Raw genomic sequence first — 2,933 nt, 5'->3', positions numbered from 1 at the left:
AAGGCCTGCTCCAGGAACGCCCCCTCCGCCTGCATCTGCGCGACGTACTCCGCCTGGTCGCCGCGCGGGGTGGCGGACAGCGACACCTGCCGGTCGCCCGAGCTCCACAGCTCGGTGGTGTACCCGGGCACCGAGCCGTTGTGCCCGTAGACCGGTCCGCAGGAGAGCTGCCAGCTGGCCAGGCCGAGCCCGTAGCCCAGCGCGGTCGGCACGCCCTCGATGTCGATCGGGGTGGTCGTGGTCATCTCCTCGAGCAGCGCCGGCGGCAGCAGCCGGCCGCCCAGCAGGGCCTTCTCGAAGCGGTTCAGGTCGCCCAGGGTGGAGATCAGCTCCCCGGCCGAGTTCGCCCAGGTGAGACTGGCCACCGTCACGTCCCGGTCGCTGTGGTCCGCCGGGCCGGGGCCCTCGGGCAGCGTCACGTAGCCGTGGGCGTGCGGGCCCCGGATTCCGGTGGCCGTGCCCGGGAAGTAGGTGCTGGTCAGGCCGAGCGGGCGCAGGATGCGCGCGGTGATCTCCTGGGCGTAGCCGTGCCCGGTCACCTTCTCGATGATCATGCCGAGCAGGGTGAAGTTGACGTTGGAGTAGCTGTACCCGGTGCCCGGCGGGAAGTTGGGCGCGTGCGCCACCGAGGAGGCCACCACCTGGGCCGGGGTGATGTGCCGGGTCAGGCCGCCCCCGTCCAGCCAGTTCCGGATCACCGCGGGGTCCGACCAGTCGGGGAACACCCCGCCCTTCTCGTTGGTGGAGTCCCAGAGCCCGGAGCGGTGGCCGAGCAGGTGACGGACGGTGATGTGCTCGCCGTTCGGCACCAGTCCGGGCAGGTGGCGCTCGATCGGGTCGTCCAGGCCGATCCGGCCCTCCCCGACCAGTTGGAGCACCGCGGTGGCGGTGAACACCTTGGTGACGCTGCCGACCCGGAACCGCCCGTCGGCGCGGACCGGTGCGCCGGTGGCCAGGTCGGAGACGCCGGACGCCCCGCGCCAGGCCCCGTTCCCGTCCCTGACCTCCGCGATCGCCCCGACCGCACCCGCGTCGGTCAGCGCCCGCAGCGCCGCCGCCCGCGGATCGCCGGGGCCCGGCCGCCCGTCGGCGGCCTCGGCCGCACCGGCCGCGACCACCGGCCCGGCCAGTGCCAGACAGACCGCCCCCACCAGCGCGGAAAACGTACGACGTGCCATGCGACCCCCACCTTCGCCGTCGGCGAGCAGCTCCTCGCCCTCGCCGCCCAGCCTCGCCGCACCGCTGACGGCCGGTCATCCTCCGCCGGGAGGAGCCGGCCGTACGCCTGCGAACGGAGGGCCTCCGCCGGAAGGCGGAGGCCCCGCCGCGGGCCCGACCGCCGGGCGGCTAGCGCGCGGGGGCCGGGCGGACGGGGTGCTTGCTCAGGATGGACACCCGGTTGAAGGAGTTGATGGTGATCGCCACCCAGACCGCCGCGGAGATCTCCTCGTCGTTCAGCACCTCGCGCGCCACCGCGTACGCGGCCTCCTGGAGCGCCGCGTCCGCCGGGGCGGTGGTGGCCTCGGCGAGCCCGAGCGCGGCGCGCTCGCGGTCGCTGAACACCTCGGTGTCGCGCCAGGCCGCGAGCACGCCCAGACGCTGGGCGGTCTCGCCCTCGCGGACCGCGGCCCGGGTGTGCACGTGCAGGCAGTAGGCGCAGCCGTTGATCTGCGAGACGCGGAGGTTGACCAGCTCGATCAGCCGGCGGTCCAGCCCGGCCTCGGCCGCCACCTCGCGCGCCGCCTCGGCGGCGGCCAGCAGCGCCTTGTACGCCTGGGGGCTCTGCTTGTCGATGAACACCCGCCGGTCCGTCGGAACCGCCGTCACATCACTCACCTGGACTCCTTAGGCTGATCGCACTGTCGCCCGCCACTCTGCCATGGCATGATAGTTGAATATAGAACTAATTGGCACCTGGGAGGGACCAACCCGTGAGCACCGCCGAGACCGACCTCGTCGAGACGCCCGCCGCCGACCCGCGGGTGGAGGTCCTGCCCGCCCGGGACGTACCGCTCGGCGGCCCGCGCGCGATGACCGTACGCCGCACCCTGCCGCAGCGCTCCCGCACCATGATCGGCGCCTGGTGCTTCGTCGACCACTACGGCCCCGACGACGTCGCGGACACCGGCGGCATGGACGTCGCCCCGCACCCGCACACCGGGCTGCAGACCGTGAGCTGGCTGTTCACCGGCGAGATCGAGCACCGGGACAGCCTCGGCGTGCACGCGTACGTCCGGCCCGGCGAGGTCAACCTGATGACCTCCGGCCGCGGCATCGCCCACTCCGAGGTGTCCACCCCGGCCACCACCGTCCTGCACGGCGTCCAGCTGTGGGTCGCCCTGCCCGAGGAGCACCGGCACACCGGGCGCGACTTCCGCCACCACGTGCCCGCCCCGGTCGCCCTGGACGGCGGCGAGGCGCGGGTCTTCCTCGGCAGCCTGGCCGGCGACACCTCCCCCGTCCCCACCTTCACCCCGCTGCTCGGCGCCGAGCTGATCCTGCGCCCGCACGCCACCGTCACCCTCGACGTCGACCCCGCCTTCGAGCACGGCCTGCTGGTCGACAGCGGCGAGGTCCGCCTCCTCTCCACCCCGCTGCGCCCCGCCGACCTCGGCTACGTCGCCCCCGGCCACCGCACCCTCGCGCTCACCAACACCGGCGGCTCCGACGCCCGCCTGGTCCTGCTCGGCGGCACGCCCTTCGAGGAGCGGATCGTCATGTGGTGGAACTTCATCGGGCGGTCCCACGAGGACATCGTCCAGGCCCGCGAGGAGTGGCAGGCCGCCGGTGACCGCTTCGGCGCCGTCCAGGGCTACCCGGGCGACCGCCTCCCCGCCCCGGAGCTCCCGGGCATCCCCCTCAAGCCCCGGGGAAACGTCCGCTGACCTGGGTGTTTGCCAACCGGGGGTGGGGGGGGCGGGGGGCGCGCCACC

General features: G+C 74.2%; 3 protein-coding genes. 1 reads left to right on the top strand and 2 read right to left on the bottom strand.

All coding sequences use genetic code 11. The features are described 5' to 3' along the window. Together ABZW03_RS39290 and ABZW03_RS39285 are read right to left on the bottom strand one after the other, a co-directional pair. Positions 1-1,178 (bottom strand): serine hydrolase domain-containing protein (locus tag ABZW03_RS39290; RefSeq protein WP_355269442.1); only part of this gene is annotated, 1,178 nt, incomplete at its 3' end. A gap of 169 nt (positions 1,179-1,347) precedes the next feature. Continuing rightward, entirely contained in the window at positions 1,348-1,836 is a 489-nt protein-coding gene (locus tag ABZW03_RS39285; protein ID WP_355269440.1) for a carboxymuconolactone decarboxylase family protein, read from the bottom strand. A 95-nt stretch (positions 1,837-1,931) separates the two neighbouring features. Between ABZW03_RS39285 and ABZW03_RS39280 the strand changes: the two genes are divergently transcribed. Next, complete coding sequence (locus ABZW03_RS39280; protein WP_355269438.1) at positions 1,932-2,885, top strand: pirin family protein; 954 nt, start codon at positions 1,932-1,934, stop codon at positions 2,883-2,885. Positions 2,886-2,933 lie beyond the last annotated feature (48 nt).

Origin of the sequence: Kitasatospora sp. NPDC004799 (assembly GCF_040609095.1) — a bacterium.
In the GTDB taxonomy this organism is placed as follows: Bacteria; Actinomycetota; Actinomycetes; order Streptomycetales; family Streptomycetaceae; genus Kitasatospora.
The sequence above is the reverse complement of the archived record's forward strand: the minus strand, read 5'-3'. Positions and strand labels throughout refer to the sequence as shown.